This is a genomic window from Ectobacillus sp. JY-23 (genome assembly GCF_023022965.1).
Classification (GTDB): Bacteria; Bacillota; Bacilli; order Bacillales; family Bacillaceae_G; genus Ectobacillus.
Genome location: NZ_CP095462.1, coordinates 610,591 through 629,599 on the forward strand (window position 1 = coordinate 610,591; position 19,009 = coordinate 629,599).

General features: G+C 39.6%; 18 protein-coding genes, 1 other RNA gene and 1 pseudogene. 7 read left to right on the forward strand and 13 right to left on the reverse strand.

The window, feature by feature from the left end:
- Window positions 1-104: 104 nt before the first annotated feature.
- Together MUG87_RS03225 and MUG87_RS03230 are read left to right on the forward strand one after the other, a co-directional pair.
- A complete protein-coding gene (locus tag MUG87_RS03225; RefSeq protein ID WP_247085469.1) occupies window positions 105-308 on the forward strand; it encodes a hypothetical protein in 204 nt (67 codons plus the stop codon).
- A gap of 19 nt (window positions 309-327) precedes the next feature.
- The gene (locus tag MUG87_RS03230) at window positions 328-621 is read left to right on the forward strand and encodes a spore coat protein (protein WP_247085471.1); all 294 of its coding nucleotides are present in this window, start codon (window positions 328-330) and stop codon (window positions 619-621) included.
- Window positions 622-861: 240 nt separating this feature from the next.
- On the opposite strand, the gene MUG87_RS03235 is transcribed toward MUG87_RS03230, so the two are convergent.
- Together MUG87_RS03235 and MUG87_RS03240 are read right to left on the reverse strand one after the other, a co-directional pair.
- Window positions 862-1,695 carry an alpha/beta fold hydrolase gene (locus MUG87_RS03235; RefSeq protein WP_247085473.1) on the reverse strand — a complete coding sequence of 278 codons (834 nt, stop codon included), beginning with the start codon at window positions 1,693-1,695 and terminating at the stop codon, window positions 862-864.
- Between the two features lie 183 nt (window positions 1,696-1,878).
- Complete coding sequence (locus tag MUG87_RS03240; RefSeq protein ID WP_247085475.1) at window positions 1,879-3,093, reverse strand: NAD(P)/FAD-dependent oxidoreductase; 1,215 nt, start codon at window positions 3,091-3,093, stop codon at window positions 1,879-1,881.
- A 181-nt stretch (window positions 3,094-3,274) separates the two neighbouring features.
- Here MUG87_RS03240 and MUG87_RS03245 point away from each other — a divergent pair, with 181 nt between their 5' ends.
- Window positions 3,275-3,661: a YidH family protein gene (locus MUG87_RS03245; RefSeq protein ID WP_247085477.1), complete on the forward strand. Its 387-nt coding sequence runs from the start codon at window positions 3,275-3,277 to the stop codon at window positions 3,659-3,661.
- Window positions 3,662-3,748: 87 nt separating this feature from the next.
- The gene (locus tag MUG87_RS03250) at window positions 3,749-4,759 is read left to right on the forward strand and encodes an IS1595 family transposase (protein WP_247085479.1); all 1,011 of its coding nucleotides are present in this window, start codon (window positions 3,749-3,751) and stop codon (window positions 4,757-4,759) included.
- 28 nt (window positions 4,760-4,787) lie between these two features.
- On the opposite strand, the gene MUG87_RS03255 is transcribed toward MUG87_RS03250, so the two are convergent.
- From MUG87_RS03255 to MUG87_RS03270, 4 genes are all read right to left on the reverse strand, one after another.
- The gene (locus tag MUG87_RS03255; protein ID WP_247085481.1) at window positions 4,788-5,132 is read right to left on the reverse strand and encodes a DUF6176 family protein; all 345 of its coding nucleotides are present in this window, start codon (window positions 5,130-5,132) and stop codon (window positions 4,788-4,790) included.
- A gap of 103 nt (window positions 5,133-5,235) precedes the next feature.
- Window positions 5,236-6,027: an HAD family hydrolase gene (locus MUG87_RS03260; protein WP_247085483.1), complete on the reverse strand. Its 792-nt coding sequence runs from the start codon at window positions 6,025-6,027 to the stop codon at window positions 5,236-5,238.
- A gap of 21 nt (window positions 6,028-6,048) precedes the next feature.
- Complete coding sequence (locus MUG87_RS03265; RefSeq protein ID WP_247085484.1) at window positions 6,049-6,552, reverse strand: GNAT family N-acetyltransferase; 504 nt, start codon at window positions 6,550-6,552, stop codon at window positions 6,049-6,051.
- 91 nt (window positions 6,553-6,643) lie between these two features.
- Window positions 6,644-8,239, reverse strand: coding sequence for a peptide chain release factor 3 (locus tag MUG87_RS03270; protein ID WP_247085486.1), 1,596 nt, complete (start codon window positions 8,237-8,239; stop codon window positions 6,644-6,646).
- A gap of 556 nt (window positions 8,240-8,795) precedes the next feature.
- On the opposite strand from MUG87_RS03270, the gene MUG87_RS03275 reads away from it, so the two are divergent.
- Together MUG87_RS03275 and ssrS are read left to right on the forward strand one after the other, a co-directional pair.
- The gene (locus MUG87_RS03275; RefSeq protein ID WP_124563093.1) at window positions 8,796-8,996 is read left to right on the forward strand and encodes a cold-shock protein; all 201 of its coding nucleotides are present in this window, start codon (window positions 8,796-8,798) and stop codon (window positions 8,994-8,996) included.
- 246 nt (window positions 8,997-9,242) lie between these two features.
- Window positions 9,243-9,420, forward strand: a non-coding RNA gene (ssrS, locus tag MUG87_RS03280) — 6S RNA.
- Between the two features lie 150 nt (window positions 9,421-9,570).
- Here ssrS and MUG87_RS03285 read toward each other — a convergent pair.
- Entirely contained in the window at window positions 9,571-9,714 is a 144-nt protein-coding gene (locus tag MUG87_RS03285) for a hypothetical protein (protein ID WP_247085488.1), read from the reverse strand.
- Window positions 9,715-10,089: 375 nt separating this feature from the next.
- On the opposite strand from MUG87_RS03285, the gene MUG87_RS03290 reads away from it, so the two are divergent.
- A complete protein-coding gene (locus MUG87_RS03290) occupies window positions 10,090-11,478 on the forward strand; it encodes a branched-chain amino acid transporter BcaP (RefSeq protein ID WP_247085490.1) in 1,389 nt (462 codons plus the stop codon).
- 39 nt (window positions 11,479-11,517) lie between these two features.
- Here MUG87_RS03290 and MUG87_RS03295 read toward each other — a convergent pair whose 3' ends face one another.
- The 6 genes and pseudogenes from MUG87_RS03295 to MUG87_RS03320 form a co-directional block, all read right to left on the reverse strand.
- Window positions 11,518-13,191 (reverse strand): methyl-accepting chemotaxis protein, encoded by a 1,674-nt coding sequence (locus MUG87_RS03295; RefSeq protein WP_247085492.1) that lies wholly within the window; start codon window positions 13,189-13,191, stop codon window positions 11,518-11,520.
- A 318-nt stretch (window positions 13,192-13,509) separates the two neighbouring features.
- On the reverse strand, window positions 13,510-14,862 hold the full coding sequence (locus MUG87_RS03300) for an aspartate aminotransferase family protein (protein WP_281503694.1): 1,353 nt from the start codon (window positions 14,860-14,862) through the stop codon (window positions 13,510-13,512).
- A 10-nt stretch (window positions 14,863-14,872) separates the two neighbouring features.
- Window positions 14,873-16,333, reverse strand: coding sequence for a CoA-acylating methylmalonate-semialdehyde dehydrogenase (locus tag MUG87_RS03305; protein WP_247085496.1), 1,461 nt, complete (start codon window positions 16,331-16,333; stop codon window positions 14,873-14,875).
- A 149-nt stretch (window positions 16,334-16,482) separates the two neighbouring features.
- Window positions 16,483-18,024 (reverse strand): PucR family transcriptional regulator, encoded by a 1,542-nt coding sequence (locus MUG87_RS03310; protein WP_247085497.1) that lies wholly within the window; start codon window positions 18,022-18,024, stop codon window positions 16,483-16,485.
- Window positions 18,025-18,127: 103 nt separating this feature from the next.
- Window positions 18,128-18,319, reverse strand: a complete 192-nt coding sequence (locus MUG87_RS03315; protein ID WP_247085499.1) for a hypothetical protein — start codon at window positions 18,317-18,319, stop codon at window positions 18,128-18,130.
- A 12-nt stretch (window positions 18,320-18,331) separates the two neighbouring features.
- Window positions 18,332-18,961, reverse strand: a pseudogene (locus MUG87_RS03320) (cytosine permease); the annotation flags it as partial.
- Between the last annotated feature and the right edge of the window lie 48 nt (window positions 18,962-19,009).

A 19,009-nucleotide genomic window follows, 5' to 3' on the forward strand; every position in this document is an offset into this window, starting at 1 on the left:
ATACTTGACGCTTTTGTGCGCCGAGTATTTTTTATTGCGGATAAAATTATATAAACTAAACAAATACTACCAAGAGAATTCTATAATTTTCGGGAGGTGAGATTATGCATCAGCTTACAACAAAAGAACTTTCTTTTATGGAAGACGAAATCCGTGCAGAAGAAATTATCGCAAAAACTTTGAATTGGTGTGCTTCTCAGTGTACAGATCAAGAACTTAAACAGACTTTAGAACGAATTGCAGAACAACATCAATTGAAGGTCGCGGACTTGTCTCAATACTTCAATCGTTCTAAAATGCTTCAATAACTCGCAAAGGAGATTATACATGCCAAACAACATAGAAAAACGCGGTTTAACTGACCGAGAAATACTGCAACTCTGCTTAGAGTTGGAAAAAGGACGCTGTCATAGTACAAGCAATGCAATGTTAGAGACAAGTCATCAAGAGCTTCGTTCCATCTATCAACAATGCTTTGAAAACGCTAGCAACAGCCAATACGAGTTATATAAAATAGCAAATCAAAAAGGTTGGTATAAAACAGAAATTGCTTCCACTGAACAAATTGTTACGGTGCAGGAACACATGCAAAATAACTTGCAGCCGAAAGGTAATTTTTAGCATTTTTCAAAAGAAATCTTCTCCTTCAAGCAAACCGTAAGGGTGACAAGTGGTTTGAAGCTCACTCTTTCATAAAGATAACTGTATTTATGATGTAAAAACCTGAATTTGAGGCATATGCAATGTTTGACCAATTCAGTTTACCCTTACGGTTTGGTATAACTAATCACAAAACAATAACCAAACTTCTTTCCTCTCTATGTCTTGCAGCGCATGTCTAGGTTGACGAAATTCTAGACATTATTTTTTATCCGCAAAGCGTAATAGCTCACGATTTAACTTCTCCCGCTCACAATAAAACAAGCCATGGCCGCTTTCTTGGAAGGGAATAAGGTGTGAATTTTTAATACCAGCATGCATAATTTCTGCTAACACAAAAGGGCAGATTTTATCATGTATACCGTGACAAATAACAGTGGGTACATGAACGGCGGACAAATCCGCTCGCAAATCCTCGTCCCGCAGAGATACAGCGCATTGAATAGTGCCGTGCCCAGATGCCTCTAAACCCAATTGAAAAAACCAACTTTTAAAAGCCTCCGTAATATACCGTTCAAAAAATATGTCACCAAAGCTTTGGAGCATACTGGGTCGATTTTGATATGTATCTTCAATTAGCTTGTCTACAGCATCCTTCGTAAGTCCATACGGATACCCAGGACGTTGTGTGAATGCTGGTGCCGCAGCACCAAGTAAAGCTAATTTCGCGACTTGATGCCCGCTATGCCGAGCCATATAGCGAACAGCAATAGCTCCTCCCATCGAAAACCCAACTAAAACAAACGCTTTTAGCTGCAGTGTCTCGACAATACTTCGAATATCATCTGCAAGTCGGTTGTAAGAATAGCCGCTCCAAGGACGATCAGACTTACCGAATCCTCGTAAATCAACACCAATACAACGGTAGCCATGTTTAGGCAATTCATTATATTGATACTCAAACATTTTATGATTCACTGGCCAGCCATGCAAAAATAAAATCACCTTGCCATCCCTAGGTCCTATATCCTCCACAAATATGTTCACAATATGCTCCGTTTGGTTACTGGTTTCAACAGTTACATAGTAGCCCATATAATTCCCTCCTTTTGTCTATTTATTCTTTTTATATGTATGTAACTCGTACTGTATAGAGAACTTTTGATATAGTAGCCTCCGGTTTTCTTACACGCATGAGAAAACATGCTGATCTGCAGTTGATGAATCTTTTATTGTAGATAGCTTGCAAGTAAAATAGGACTTCGCTTACGCGAAGTCCTATTGCATCATCGGTCTTGTTTGTAAATAAATATCCAAGGCTTCATGTGTGCCCTTTGTAATTACATCTCTTGTTATTTTCGCCAAAAGCATATTATAAACCAGTCCGTTATCACCATAGCCAAAGATAATATGACAATTTGGCATTTCTTCATAATGACCGAGCATTGGTAAACCATCGTGGGTTCCTGCATAATAGGCACCTAAGTAAAACTCTGGTCGGACGTTTAGATTCGGAAAAAGTTTTTGAAATTCTTGCACAAGCTTATCGCGCTTGTGCGGTAATTTTCCTTCTCGTTGCATCGGACTAATCACATCGTCATCTAATCCCCCGATTATAATGCGATTATCAGCTGTTGTGCGCATATAAATATACGGTCTTGCCGTTTCCCATATCAGCGTACGTTCGTGCCAACTGCTGAAATCTTCTACAGGATTTGTAACAATAGCATATGTAGTAGTGAGCACCGCGTTTTTGTCCTTTTTAAAACTTAGTCCTTCATACCCGCTCGCAATAATAACATGCTTAGCTTTAATCGTATGGTTAGTTTTCGTATAAAATATCGCGCCATCTTCTTTGAATACTTTTCCATTAATGGCTGTTTCCTCAAATATGCGCACGCCTTTCTGCTTCGCCTTCTCCAATAGTCCAATTGTAAATTTATAAGGATTGAGTTCCCCATCATTTTGTACGTACAATGCCGCTCGTTTTTTAAATGGATACCACTTACCAATTTGTTCTTCAGTCAACATGTCTGCCATAAACCCATGCTTTTGCAAATACCCATATTCTTTTTCCAGCTTAGCTACATCTTTTTCATAGCTCGCATAATACAAGCTGGCACGCTGTACATATTCAGCATGAATATCTAGTGAATCACACGCAGATTTAATATCTGCAATCGCTTGCTCACACAGCTTGGTATGCCTGATTGCATTTGTTTCGCCAAACGAGTTCACAAGCTGATAGAGCATTTTATCCCCTAAGTATTGAACAAGTGCAGTATTTGTACATGTACTTCCGTGTCCAACCTTCCGCTGATCTACAACCACTACATCAAGTCCTGTATCTGCCATATAATATGCGCATTGCGCACCGCAGCTGCCCCCACCGACAATCAATGCATCACATGTAATATCTTCCTCTAGCTTTGGATATGCAGGTGCATTTGGATATGTTGTGAGCCAATATGGTTGTCCATTATATAGTTCCATTGTATAAACCACCTTATGTAAGAGATACTGTTAGCGTTTCCCATCCATATTTGCATAATGCATACCCTTCCATACACTTCTCATAATTGTTTTTCAAACTAAAGGGCTATTCTTTCCTAAATACCTGTTTGGGTATATACTAGTGTAGTATATCCTGTCATCTTAAAGGAGGTCCTTCCATTTGGGATTGCATAACGCGAAAAAACAAACAACTACCATTGATTCACAATATATTCAGCAGCACTTAGCGAATGAACGAACTTATCTCGCATGGCTACGAACGGCTATCGCAGTGTCCGGTCTTGGATTTTTAGTTGCTAACCTGCATTTTGCAGTACGCGAAGAGCTCACTGCGCTTGGAAATAAAATTGCCATTCTCATTGGCTTCACTTCCATTGTCGTAGGCATCATTATCATTGCTTTAGCTACATGGAGCTATTTGGTTAAGCGTAAGGAAATTAATGAGCAAACCTTTCAAGCAGTTGGGCCTATGACAATTTGGATTTCATTAGCTGTCATTTTACTTATTCTAGTCATTGCTTCCTACTTTTTGATATATATTGGGTAAAGACAAGGCTGTTTTCGCATAAATTGTTGCTTTCTTGACCATACTATTAAAAGGTTGATATAATGCGGTTCAAGGAGGCGAACAAATGTGTGGGAAGATGTGTATGAAGGGATTAGTGAATTGAGCAAATCAGAACAAATGGCGTTATTTAATGCGATGAAACAAGATTTGTTTCCAGAAGAACCAGATAAAATTACAGCGTTACTCAAAAGTATTCGTGAATCTCGATTCGCTTCTGGATTGGGCTGTGTTCATTGTGGAAGCACCTCGGTTAAACGGAATGGTAAATATCGTTCCAGACAACGCTATTTATGTAAGGACTGCGGAAAGACGTTCAATGATATGACGAATACACCATTCTCTGGTTCTCGCTATCCTGAAAAATGGGTGAAGTATGTAGAAATGATGGTCGAAGGATGTACGCTCCCTAAAATCGCTAAACGCCTTAAAATTCACATCTCTACCGCCTTCTATTGGAGACACAAGATTTTGAACGCATTATGTAGCCTTGGCTTTAATCAACTACAAGGCATTGTCGAGAGCGATGAAACTTTCTTTCGTGAATCTTTGAAAGGTCAACGTACAATCACCCATAGAAAATCCAAAAAACGTGGTGAAAAAGACAAGAAACGAGGGATTTCAAACCTTAAAATTGCCGTTGTAGTAGCACAAGATAGAAATAGTAATGTAATTGCACGGAAAGCAGGAACAGGACGTGTAAAAGCCGAAGAAATTGATACTGTGATAGGTGAGTATATTCACCCATCTGCTTTGTTGTGTACAGATACAGCGACGAATTATAAAAAGTTTGCCAAGATAAAAGGATTACAGCACGAAACGGTCAATGAGCGACAAAAACAGCGTGTAAAGAAAGGGATTTTTCATATACAGCACGTTAACAACTTCCATAACCGTTTAAAGAGTTGGATGGAACGTTTCCAAGGTGTCGGAACGCACTATTTGGACAACTATCTCTATTGGTTCCGCTGGCTCGAATTAGGCAAAAATGTAGCATTTGAAAAACGAGTAGAACAAATGCTTATTTCAGCGTGTCAGAAATCTAATTATACAACTGTTCAAATGTTAAGAAGTGCATAAAAAAGACCTCAGTTTAGAGGTCATAAGTTTATATCATACTTTTTCTTACTTTTTCAGGAATCATAACAACTTCCGTTTGTAAGTCAACAGGTCTAAATGTTTCATCAATACATTTATCCCAATATTCTAAATGCTTTTTATCAATCCAATGGTTAGATTGTTCAACTTCTTGACCACCTTCACCTTGAACTGAGTACCAATATAAGTATTCATCGCCATTCAGTTGTTCTCTAAATATCGTTTCAACAAACATTTTTTCGCCTTCAAGAGTAATAAGAACATCTTTCATATTTTCGTTTAAAAATTTTAACCATTCATCTACTTGTTCCGATTTACCTTCTTTGACTCTAAATCTGGTTAGTTCTACATTCATTTTCTATTACCTCATTTTCATTTATTTTCTGTCTATATTTTACCAATAATTTATCAAAGAACTAAACAAATCTTTAAAAACAACAAACTTTAAGAAAACAGCCTTATCTTTTATCTAGTTCTGTCAAAATTTTGTATAACTCTTCCAAATGTGTAATTTCATAATCTGGTATAACTTCATTTCGCTCTTTCTGATGACGATTAATCCAAACCGATGTGATACCTGCCCGCGATGCACCAAGAATGTCGGTCATGAGGTTATCCCCAACCATTACAACTTCCTCCTTTTGTAACGAAAGCAGCTCCAGTGCGTGTGCAAAAATGGATGGATCAGGCTTTCCCCTTCCAAAAGCTCCAGAGATTACAATATGATCAAAATAAGGCGCAAGTTGCGGTGTAATAGAAAGTTTTGTATTTTGTAAATCCGGAGAACCATTTGTTAGCAACAACAATTTATATGTACCGTGCAGCGCATCCAATACTTGAAACGTCTCATCATATACAAAGGGTCTGCTTCTACGCTCTGCAGGAAACCTTTCGGCAAGTTCTTCACCGAGCGCTACATTCTCAATACCAAGCGCACGTAGGCCTCTTGTCCAAGCCTCTTTTCGATATATAGGAACAATCTCCTTCATTTTACGAAAATTGTCCTCTTCATCTAAAAAGTTCCCCCACATCCCTTCAAATGGATTGATCCCAATCATTTGTGTAAACGGATATGTCTCATATGTTGCATATAATGCTGCTGCCTCTTTTCGTACAGCTTCCTCCAAAAGCTTTGGATCTGCGCCGCATCGTTCACTCGCAAAGCGGCATGTTGCTGCAAATGCTTCCTTTACACTTTTTTGATCCCACAACAGCGTGTCATCTAAATCAAAAAAAATAGCTTTTATCATATCATCCATCTCCTATATATTTTACAGAAATAAAACCATGTGCTCTTCATCATAGTATACATCGTTGTAGTAAAGCGCTTTCTCTTCTGTACCGAATACTTGAAAGCCTAAATTTTGATACAAAGCTTTCGCACTTACGTTTTCTGACACAACTGTTAAATTAATTTTGATGATGGACTCTACTTGTTGAGCCTGTTTAATGGCCGCCTGTAACAATGCTTTAGCTATACCCCTACCACGGTTTTCGGGCGTGACGTACATCGCGAAAATGGTAGCACGATGACAAAACTTCTTCGCTTGTTCCTGCATGAGTGTTACTACGCCAATTAATTCACCGTCCACAAATGCACCGAACGTATATTCCCCAGGGTTTATAAAGCGCTCCGCTATCTGTTGAATCGGATTCACTCGCTGTAAAGCTTCCTCGTAACTAGTTCCAAACGCTGTAGGATGGTTCTTAAGTGCTTCTAATCTCAATTCCCAATACCCTGCCGCATCATCAGGCTGCAACAACCTCACTTCCATCTACATCCCTCCTTCATATTAAAATTGATTATTACAAAAATTCTAAAATAAGTAAACAAAAAAAGAAAGTGGTCTTGGACAAGACCACTTTCTACAGTTCCAACACGCTGCTTAATTTTATGTCTGGATATTTATCTTGGAACATTCTATATACAAAGTCATTTTCAAATAACAGTACAGGATTCCCCTCACGATCTTCCACCTTCATTACGCGCGAGTCCAGCATACTGTCTTTTAGTTCGCCGCCAGTTACCCACTTTGCGATGTCATGGCGCATCATAATCATCTCCAAATCCACACCATATTCTGCTTTCATACGGTATTCAAATACCTGGAACTGAAGTTCACCAACCGCGCCTAAAATGTAATCACCAAAGAATGGTGTGCGGTAAAGCTGCACCGCACCTTCTTGTACAAGTTGATTCATTCCTTTATCAAAATGCTTATGCTTCATCGCGTTTTTCGCACGAACTTTCATAAATAATTCCGGCGGGAAGGTTGGCAGTGCCTCAAACTTAAAGGTATTGCTGCCTCCGACAATTGTATCACCAATTTGGTAGGTGCCGGCATCATACAAGCCAATAATATCGCCTGGATATGCTTCTTCTACTGTTTCACGCTCTGATGCTAAAAATTGCTGAGACTGACCAAGCTTGATTTTCTTCCCAGTACGAGATAACGTAACTGTCATGCCACGCTCAAATTTCCCAGAACACACACGCACAAAAGCAATTCTATCACGGTGCGCCGGATTCATGTTCGCCTGAATTTTAAAAACAAATCCGGAAAACTCAGGGTTGTTTACATCAATTTCACCTATGGATGATTTTCGTGGCTGCGGTGGTGATGTTAACTGCAAAAATGCATTGAAGAATGATTGTACCCCAAAGTTTGCAATTGCACTTCCAAAGAAAACAGGTGTTAATGTACCATTCTTGACTTTTTCCATTGAAAACTCATTTCCCGCTTCATTAAGCAACGTTAGCTCATCCATTAAAGACGGTAGCATCCCTTCATTAATGTGCTCCGCTACTTCATCTGTTACATGTTCGCCATCAAAGTTAACAAATAACGACTCCTCATTACCGCGGTAAACTTCAATTTGTTTTTCAAAGCGATCATATGTACCTTGAAATCTTTTCCCCATACCAATCGGCCATGTCACTGGGTAAGATTCAATTTCAAGTACCTCTTCGATTTCTTCTAGCAGTTCTAGAGGATCTTTCCCTTCACGGTCTAATTTGTTGATAAACGTTAAGATAGGGATTCCTCTCATGCGACATACTTTAAATAATTTAAGTGTTTGCGCCTCAATACCTTTTGTACCGTCAATCACCATAACTGCGCTATCAACAGCTGTTAGTGTTCGATAGGTATCTTCACTAAAATCTTGGTGACCTGGTGTGTCAACAATGTTAATATGATGATCACGATACGAAAATTGCATCACACTGGAGGTAACGGAAATACCACGTTGCTTTTCAATTTCCATCCAATCAGATGTTGCATATTTACCTGACTTTTTTGCTTTTACCGTTCCTGCTGAACGAATGGAACCGCCAAGAAGAAGCAGCTTTTCCGTCAGTGTTGTTTTACCTGCATCCGGATGCGAAATAATCGCAAATGTCCGGCGCGATGACGTTTGTATATTAGATTGTTCACTCATATGTATAGTCCTTTCCTTCATAAATTACGCTTCCTACTTTTATAATATGGAAATAGTTCTATTTAAATAGGCTGTGTTAAAGCCCAATGTTAATCATTTGCACTTGTTGATTGGAGTGAAGGGGGTGAGACTAATGCGAGGAACGCGAGCCCCCGTAACGGAAATCAACAACGAACTTTAACAGAGCCTGTAAATAAATACAAGTGCTTTTCACACATAGAAATAGAAACACAAGAACAACTTGTCAGATATCTATGTTCTTACCTCTTGCACATGCACTTGTTAAGCTCTGACCGTAACTATATATCAACCGCTCTTCTCTCTCATCTAATAAGCAATATTAGTTTTTTAGCTGATATCTATATAATTATAGCGCGCTTTCAATGGTACGTTATCCACTTCAAACTGTCAATTCCCTTGGGTAAAAGGAAAAGCTTGCTATTTTATCTATCACCTGTTATGATAAAGAAGAATTATTTTTGTTCGGCTTGTAAGATAACAAGTTTTCGTCTTGGTATTTTCAAAGAGCAAGGATAGTATTACAAGATGTGCACAGCACATAGCAGGAGGTAACATTATGTTACAAGGTACAGTAAAATGGTTTAACGCAGAAAAAGGTTTCGGTTTCATCGAGCGCGAAGGTGGCGACGATGTATTCGTTCACTTCTCTGCAATTCAAGGCGAAGGCTTCAAAACTTTAGAAGAAGGTCAAAAAGTTACTTTTGAAATCGTTCAAGGCAACCGTGGTGACCAAGCTTCTAACGTACACAAAGCTTAATAGCTTTTGAAAAAGATCCTGCTCTGCAGGGTCTTTTTTGTTACTTTATTTATACTACTTATCTATATTTTATGAAAAGTCGCTATTTCCTCGGTAAAATACCTTAACCTGTTGAGTCTGATAAGAAAGATATTTTTTACCCTTGTATTTTTATGTAATACAGAGTAGAATAGCACTATAGAAAAGCAATATACATGAGTAACTACAAAGTTTGACACGTAGCAATTGTTACCATATAATAAATTATCTCCCCTGCGATGTGCGTATGCTCTTCGTTGTCTCAAACCTATAAACATTTATCGGGAATTCAATATGACACCTTGCCAACATGCCTGCATAGACAGGACGTTGAAAAAGTGGATGAGGATGCCCACCTGCGAGAGCGGGTTTTGAGACACTAGAGTTACGGCAGAGCGGGACTTACGAAAAAAGCCGCTTTTTGCGGCTTTTTTTTGTTTGTCTCTGCTAAAGTCCCTGTTGATTTCAATACGGGGAATTTCTTTTCGCAAAGGTTTCACCTTTTCACTACAATCAACAAGTACCGATTACTACTATCAAGCTTTAACATAACCTTTTAATCCATATTCATAACATCGAGACGAAACTGATCGATAGGGCGCTTTGCTTCGCGTCTCTCTGTTGCGTTATCTCTTGGCTCTTCCATTTGCGCAATACGTTCTGTTGTCCCAAGATCATGACTACTTTTCTTTTCCTTCATGTTGTTCACCTCCGCGCTTATACAGGATATTGTTTCCATATTTTCAAAAAAACATGTACTTTGCTTCTAGCTGATTTTCTAGGTAAATCACACCGTATGAATACATCGGCTGCCGCCTTTTATCCGTAGGTGAGCCAGGGTTAAACAGAATAATTTTGCAGATCTTCCTCTAGCACGGATGGCCACTGCTTGGATCGTTTTGGAATATGAGTATCTGCAACTACAATAATTTTCATAATACACTCCAAAAACAATAAAAAAAATAAAATCTTTATAAATTATCTAACTTTTCTAACTTTACAACAATTTCAGATTGTTGTACAATCGCTACATACACAGCGAGTTTCGACATTTTTCTTTACAAGGAGGAGCAACATGAGCTTATTCAGAAAAAAATCCATACAAAGCTTAATTGAGGAATCGGGCGGCACCGGCGTTTCCTTGAAAAAAGATTTAGGTGCTTTTGATTTAACAATGCTAGGTATTGGTGCCATCATCGGTACAGGTATCTTTGTATTAACAGGAGTTGCCGCTGCAGAGCATGCCGGTCCTGCCCTGATTTTATCGTTCATTCTCTCAGGTCTTGCTTGTGTATTCGCAGCTCTTTGTTATGCGGAATTTGCTTCTACTGTTCCCGTAGCAGGTAGTGCCTACACATACAGCTATGCAACATTTGGTGAGCTAATCGCTTGGATACTCGGCTGGGATTTAATTTTAGAATATGGCGTAGCTTCTTCTGCTGTTGCGGTAGGGTGGTCTGGCTACTTTCAAGGTTTATTAGAAGGATTCGGTATAACGATTCCTACGGCTTTGTCTAGCGCCTATAACCCTGATAAAGGTACATTTATTGATTTACCTGCTATCCTTATTATTTTAATCATTACGTTCCTATTAACAAAAGGCGTTAAAAAATCTGCTCGCTTTAATACAATCATGGTTATTATCAAAGTAGCAGTTATTCTTCTCTTTATTGGTGTTGGAGCATTTTACGTAAAACCTGAAAACTGGACACCCTTTATGCCATTTGGTTTTTCCGGTGTTGCTACAGGCGCCGCAACAGTTTTCTTTGCTTACATTGGCTTTGATGCTGTTTCAACAGCTGCAGAAGAAGTACGTAATCCAAAGCGTAATATGCCAATTGGGATTATTGCTTCCCTTGCTGTGTGTACAGCACTCTACATTATTGTTTCCGCGATTTTAACAGGTATTGTACCGTACGACCAGTTAAATGTGAAAAACCCTGTTGCATTTGCACTAAATTATATTAATCAGGATTGGGTTGCAGGTTTTATCTCTTTAGGAGCTATTGTTGGTATTACAACAGTATTACTTGTTATGTTATATGGCCAATCTCGTTTGTTTTATGCGATTAGCCGCGACGGCTTGCTGCCAAAAGTATTCTCACGTGTAAACAACAAAACACAAACACCGCTCATAAACAACTGGATCATTGCCATTTTTGTTTCCTTCTTCGCTGGTGTATTACCACTTAACAAATTAGCAGAATTAACAAATATCGGTACTCTGTTTGCATTCATTACTGTTTCCATCGGCATTCTCGTCATGCGTAAAACGCAGCCGAACATTAAACGAGGTTTCCAAGTGCCTCTTGTACCACTTATCCCCATCTTAGCCGTTGCATTTTGTGGATATTTGGTTCTCCAACTGCCATTGACAACCTGGATTAGCTTTGGAGGATGGCTATTAATCGGTTTAGTTATTTACTTCGTATACAGTAAAAAGCATAGTAAACTAAATCCATAGAAACCAAAAACAGACAAGCCCTTGCTTGTCTGTTTTTTGCTATACTTTAAACTTTGCAATTCCCTTGTGAAGTCCCTCAGCCATTGCCGTCATCTCTTCAGCAGAGGCGGCGATTTCTTCGGATGCCGCCGACTGCTCCTTCGCTGTTTCAGCTACAGTTTGGAGACTCATCGCCATTTCATCGGTTTTAGACGACATGTGTTCAAACACTTGCACAATTTCCGCTGATTGAGTAGATACTTGTTGTATTGCCTCTTTAATACCTGTAATTTTATTATCCACATTCGTAAATGACTCATGAATATTTGTGAATTGCTTTCCTGCAGTTTGTACTGCTTCTAAACCTTGATTCACTTCACTCATTCCGTGCTGTGCTGCGTAAAATGCTTGATTCGCCTCCTCTTGTACCAACTTTACAAGAGCAGTAATATCCTGTGCAGACTTAGCGGATTGCACAGCAAGCTTCCGAACTTCATCAGCCACGACCGCAAATCCTCTGCCGTGCTCCCCTGCTCGAGCAGCTTCGATTGCTGCATTTAGTGATAATAAGTTTGTTTGATCAGCAATCCATTTAATGGCCTCTGTAATGCTGTTAATGTCTGTTGAACGTTTATTTAAAGACTCTACATTTTCTGCAACAGCATCAATTGTACTTTGAATAATTGTCATTTGCTTTGTCACTGCTCGAATCACATCTTGACCCTGCATAGACAATTCTGCTGCATATCCCGCTGATGCGGAAACATCCTGTACGTTTACTGCAATACCTGCAATATTTTGCGCGGCCTCGTGCAGTTGCATCGTACTCATATGGATATGAGAAAGCTGCTGCTGCATATCTTGTGATGTACGCTGAATGTGCTCAGATACTTGTTGCGTTGCTGCTGTGTTTTCTTCTGACCCTGAGGCAAGTTCGCTTGCTGTTTTTGATACTTGTCCGGCACCTGCTTGAATTTGATAAATAAGCTCCCTTAAATTTGCTTTCATTGTATTAAACGAATGCGCTAATATACTTGTCTCATCCTTCGTTCGAATTTGCAAATCAGAAATCGCTAAGTTCCCTTTTGAAATTTCTTCCGCTTGCGCACTAATTAACTTAATTGGTCTTGATAATACAACCGATAAGATAATTCCCACTGTAACAGATAAGATAATAGCACCAGCGCTCATCAGTAGACTCCATCTTAGCTTTTTCTCAATATCAGCTGAACTAGAAGCAACTACTTCGTCAATTTCACGTTGCTTTTCTTGCGCCAATTGGTCTGCAATCGTGCGAATTTCACGGGATACAGCTAAAATATTTTCTTGTATGGATGTTTCAATCTCATTTTGTTTAACTGCTTGTGTTAATCGTTTTTCATGTGCCTGTACCAATCCCTCAATTTGTCCTAAGTATTCCTTACTTTTCTTATTTGTTTCGTTTTCCTTAATACTTTGAATGCGCTTCAAAATGATACCTTGCTCGCTCTGCATCGCTTTCACATCATCCGCTTCTTTTGAAAGTAAATATGAGTAAAACTGACTTTCCAGTCGCGTTGACGATACTTGAATTAAGCGTGTTTTCTCTAAGTCCTTAGATTCAACTTCAAGCAGATGCGAATATTTATTATGCAGGGATCTCATTTCATAATTTGACATAATAATCACACTAAGCATCAATGCAATGACTAATAAAAAAGAAAACGAAATTTTTTGCCTAATATTCAGCTTCATCCAGGCGCTTCCCCCTTCAACCAGGTTTTAAGTATATGTATCTACTCTTTTATAATCCTAATACCGCATCACCTCTTTTTATCATTATATAACGATACATTTAAAAAAATAAATTTTTTTATTATTTTCTGATTAATTTCCTTTTAATAAAGTGGACTCATTTGCTAATACATCTGAAACGATAGCTGCATTTAATAAATGGATTTCTTTTGTCCATACCCCACATACGATGAAAAATAAAGATTATACTATAAGACTAACCTAATTAGCTAAACAATATAAACAGAAGCGTACCAACCCGGTACGCTCCTGTTTATATTATTTGATAGCTTCTAGTGCTACGGTTAAAACTTTAACAAGCAAATCCAAATCATCTTCTTCAATCGTAAGAGGAGGTGAAATGGCAAGCACGTTGTTATATCCGGCAACTGTTGCTCCGTTTTTACCAATGATAACACCTTGTTGCTTACAAGTAGCTATTACACAATTCACAAGAGCTACATCAAGCGGTTCCTTTGTTTTTTTGTCAGTTACAAGCTCAATTCCAACAAGTAACCCCTTCCCTCTCACGTCACCAACAAGCGGGTGCTGAGAAAGAGCCGATCGCAAGCTTTCTAGCAACTGTGCTCCTAGTTTGGCAGATCGCTGAAATAAATGTTCACGTTCCATAATTTCTAAGTTTTTGAGCGCTAGCGCGCATGCGGCTGGGTTACCGCCAAATGTATTAATATGGCGAAAATAATCATATTCTTCCGACCCTTTAAACCCTTCGTAAATTTCTCGTTTGACAGCAGTTGCCGAAAGCGGCAAGTAAGCGCTTGTTAAACCTTTGGCCATTGTAATAATGTCTGGCTTTACACCATAGTGCATAAAGCCAAACGGCGTACCGGTACGTCCGAATCCACAAATCACTTCATCAACAATCAATAGTGCTCCGTGCTTTTCGCAGACCTTTTTCACACCTTTCATGTAACCTTCAGGCGGCATTAAAATACCTCCGCCTGTAATAATAGGCTCCATAATCATAGCTGCAACGGTTTCGCTTAATTCCCACGTCATCGCATTATCCACGGCTTGCACAGATTGCAATTGCTCAGATGACGCCCCATCTTCGGGAAGACGATAACTATCAGGTGGTGCTACATGAAGAAATCCAGGTGCCAGCGGCTCATATTTATATTTGCGTTGCGCTTGCCCTGTGGCAGCTAGTGCTCCCATAGAATTGCCATGGTACGCTCTGTACCTGGACACAATTTTATAACGACTTCCTTCTCCTTTTTGCTGGTGATATTGACGGGCAATCTTAAATGCGGTTTCATTCGCCTCTGATCCACTATTGGAAAAGAAGATTACATAGTCGCCACCAAGCAGTTCATTCAATTTTTCAGCCAATGCGATAGCCGGACTGTGACTTTGCGTCATCGGTACATATGCAAGTTTTTTTAATTGCTCGTATGCTGCTTCCGCCAGCTCTTCGCGTCCATAGCCAACATTTACGCACCATAGGCCCGCCATTGCATCGAGATAACGATTTCCATTTTCATCTGTAATCCACGCCCCGCTTGCTGTATCAACAACCATTGTAGCATCTGGGCTATATGGGCGCATACCGTGCCAAACGTATTTCTCGTCTTTCACTAAAGACTCTCCGCTTTGTCTCGTTACCACTATATTCTCCCCCTTAAAAGTCAAATCGTGACGTAATCATTTTTTTCCGCGTGAAAAAGTTTACGCCATCTTTTCCATTTACATGTAAGTCGCCATAGAACGAATCCTTCCAACCGGAAAACGGGAAAAATGCCATCGTTGCCGGCACGCCAACGTTAACCCCAAGCATTCCCGCATCCGCTTCTTCTCGAAACTGTCGAATCGCTTTCGCATCCTTCGTATAAATTGTTGCTCCATTACCGTAGCGAGATTTCTCAATATAAGAAAGGGCTTCATCTAAATCCTCTGCGCGCAATACACTTAAAACCGGAGCGAAGATTTCTTCTGTCGCAATTGTCATTTCAGGTGTAACATGGTCGAATACAGTCGGTCCTAAAAATGTCCCTTCTGGCATAGATTCCATTTCCTTGCGTCCGTCACATAGAAGAGTGGCACCTTCTTTCACCCCTGCTTCAATATAACCAACTACTTTTTCACGATGAGATTCACGAATAACTGGTGTCAGCAATACATCTTCATCCATACCGCTTCCCATACTTAATCCCATGGCTTTTTCTTGCAGTTCATGTACAAACTTATCATTTTCACCCACTACGACAACAGCACTGCATGCCATACAGCGCTGCCCAGCACTGCCAAACGCGGAGGAAACAATATGTTCTGCCGCTTTTTTAATATCTGCGTCAGGCATGACAACATGATGATTCTTCGCACCCGATAGCGCTTGTACTCGTTTTCCTTGCGCTGCAGCACGCTGATACACATATTTTGCGATAGGCTGTGAACCAACAAATGAAATTGCTTTTACATCGGGATGATCAAGCAAACCATTCACTACATCATGAGCGCCATGTACAATATTTAATACGCCGTCCGGTGCACCTGCTTGTTTAAACAATTCTGCAAGGCGGTTTGCTAGCATCGGAGTACGTTCAGAGGGTTTTAAAACAAATGTATTTCCGCATGCAATTGCTAAGGGAAACATCCAAAGCGGTACCATCATCGGAAAATTAAATGGCGTAATTCCTCCAATAACACCAAGCGGATATCGAAACATTTCCGAGTCTATCTCCTCTGCAATACTGGATAACGTTTCTCCCATTAAAAGCGTTGGCGCACCCGAAGCAAACTCCACACACTCTATGCCGCGTTGGACTTCACCATACGCTTCTTTGTATGCCTTTCCATTTTCTGTTACAATCAGTTTTGCTAATTGTTCATGCTGCTCGCTTAGTAGGAAATGGTACTTGAACAAAATACGGGCGCGTTTGGGTGCAGGTGTATTCTTCCATGTCGCAAATGCTGCTTTTGCTGCCTGTACAGCCGCGTTCACATCTGCAACAGTTGAAATACCGACCTTAGCTATAACTTCTCTTGTAGCCGGATTTGGCACATCCAATACTTCCGTTCCTTGCGAATTCACCCAATTGCCGTCAATGAAATTTTTTAACACCAATGTATCCGTAGCCGTCATAAAACTCCTCCTATATAAAAATGGCTTTCTATTATTATCTCGTATCCTTACAGTTCCTTCATTAGACAGAATGTCAAATGTGCAACAGCATTTCTGCTACAAGTTGACTACTGCACACTCTTGTTTCCTGTTGTACGATGAAGCAAGCATCACAGACTGTTTTTGTATGTTTTCATTCGTTTTGTGGTAAGTAAGTAATCATAGGCTTGGAGCATAAATTCGATAACTAAACGCTTATCGGGCTTCATGAAGTCTTCACCGAGAAGCTGTTCAAGCTTTGTAATGCGATGATACAATGTTTGTCGTACAACAAACAGCTTTTTAGCTGTTTCCTGCTTAGAACCGTGACACGCTAAATACACACGTAATGTCTCGATCAGCTTTCCTTTGTATTTTTGGTCGTACCAAATAACAGGCTCCAAATATTCCATAACAATCTCTTGTAAGTCCTCATGCTTATACATGGCAAGTAAACGGTACATATGCATATCTTCATAGAAACGGCATTCACTTTGCATCACCTGCTGTATTTTGATGGTCTCCTTTGCAGTTTGAAGCGCTCTTGGAAACTCACCCAAAAACTCTACAAATTTGCCGATACCTACAAACACAGCATATTTCTGTTTTCTCATGAAATCGGTCTGTAACAAACGCTCAAGCGCTTGTTCTAAACGTTGCTTCGCTTTTCCTTCGCGCTGATTTAACAATATAACTGAAAGTTCATTTCGCTTTTCTGTGCATAAAGAAAAAAAGCCAAACTGTTCAAAAATCGTTCGAAACAGCAACTTATAGTAGGTAAAATCCGCATCAACGTCTTGAAATTTAGAAACGCATACTGTTCCACCTTTTGTAGCTACAATTCGGTGACTATGTAACATATCATGAATCTCTTTTTCTTCATATTCACCAGCTAACCAGCTATGTACCCATTCACTTTCTTCTACCCTTCTTTTCTCAGCAACATATAAATCACGCAGTAAAAATTGCGCCATGGCTGTTGCGGTCCGATCCAACATTAGTTTATCGTACTCTGTTACATCACGACTACCAAACAGGTATAGCTGTGCATAATCTTGCCCAAACAACCGAATACATTGTTGCAGTGTACGTTGCGTATTCGGGTTTATACAAGCACCTGCCGGACACAAAATTTCTGTTTCTTCCATTTGGAACAATACCCCATGACCTGTATGTTCGTGTAACAATTCCACAATCTCTTCATAGCTCCGCACAGATAGCAGCTTTTTATTGAGGATTTGTGAATAACATTCAAGATCTGTAATCATTTGATATTGTTTATTAATCAGATAGGAATGAATATCTTGGGTGATTTCCACATAAGGAACTTCTTCTTGAAACAATAAAATTGGAAAGTGGTGCTCATTTGCTAACGAGATAATATGGGGGGAAATAGAAAACGGTTGTCTTGTCATATCAATACATAGTGCTGCTGCTTGTATTTCAATGAGTTCTTCCAGAAAAGATACGAACAACGATTCATCCTCTCGCCAACCAAGGCCAGTAGATAAGATGAGTTCATTGCCTTTTAAAAGCGACTTAATATCGGTCATTTCCAAAATATGTACCCATTTGACAGTTCGATTCAACCCAAGGTTGCCTGCAATAATTTCCACATGTCCGAAATGCTTACGCTTCAACACATCACAGACGGTTAACGGGAAGTGATGCATATCTCCACCTCTCTTAACAGGTAATAGCTATACTATTCTTTCTTTTTTCTGCCATTCCTGCTCCACATAGATTTATACGAAACAAAGACCGGTTTCCCGGCCTTCATCGCAGCAATTTTACTGAAAAATATTTTCGTGCATCAGCTGTTTGGATATGCAATGTAATACGATCCTCCGCTTTTTGAAACGAGACGAAGGCACCATCTAGATCTTCATGCACACTCACAATTTGATATCCTCTTTCTAACAAGAAATCAATTTTTTCACGTTCTGCTATAAACTCATTGTAAGACATAGCATATCTCCTTTACATTGGTCGTCCTTCTTCACTCACAACCTCTATATCTAGCGGCATATCAATTTGCCAACCCCGAGCAACTGTAATTTCTAAGAGACATCATCACTCGGTGTTTCTAATTCTACTTGTCGATACGCTTTGAACCACCAGTATTTTGCTAGTATATAATAGACAACTGCACCTACAATAAAACCGACAACAAACAAATACGTAGCTAATGCATAGGTAACTGCTCCACCGATAATCCAACCGAGAAATCCCGCTATATTAACCCCTTTGTAGTAGCGAAATTACCCATCATGCTCTTATAAATCCGGTACATTGACTCGTCTTTTACGAAGTAGATAATAATCTGCGAATAAAATGCCTACGATTGCTGAAAGTACACCGCCTACAATGAGAAGTGCTGGAATAATAACGTTAAATAAACTCCAAGGCTGTGACTGCTACGCCTCCTGTTACTGGACTTTCAATCCAACTCCAAACGTCCCTACCTTCTTGCAATGCTTTATCGGACAACGTTGTATACATCCAAGTGGAAATTAAGATAATGATTGGTGCTGCTAAATCAGCAAAGCGTTCAACCACTTTAATGCCGAGGGCTGTGTTAAACACCTGCAGTACGGCAAATAATACGTAACTTTTTATCTGCATGAGCCACCGGTAATAAGCCCGGTGATTTTAAGT